We start from the raw sequence: 248 nt of genomic DNA on the forward strand, positions 1-248 counted from the left end.
GCTAACGGGTTGACTTCAAGTAATGCAAAGTCGTTTTCGACAAAAGCATGATAAGCACCAGTCATAATTTTTACAAACTGGTTGATCTGCTTGCCTTCTAGACCAAGTTTGAATGCAACATCACGCGCTTGGTAAGGCATAAGACCTACTAATGGGTCTACGCTTACTTTAAAGATTTTTTCTGGCGTCTCGTTAGCGACTTCTTCGATATCAACACCACCTTCGGTTGATGCCATGAAGGTTACGCG

General features: G+C 42.7%; 1 protein-coding gene. It reads right to left on the minus strand.

What is annotated here, in order from left to right; all coding sequences use genetic code 11:
- Window positions 1-248, minus strand: a 248-nt coding sequence (locus tag AAEY79_RS15965; protein ID WP_352289656.1) for an ATP-grasp domain-containing protein, incomplete at both ends; no start/stop codon positions are given.

Source organism: Psychrobacter sp. GW64-MNA-CIBAN-0177 (assembly GCF_040309585.1).
Taxonomy (GTDB): domain Bacteria; phylum Pseudomonadota; class Gammaproteobacteria; order Pseudomonadales; family Moraxellaceae; genus Psychrobacter; species Psychrobacter okhotskensis.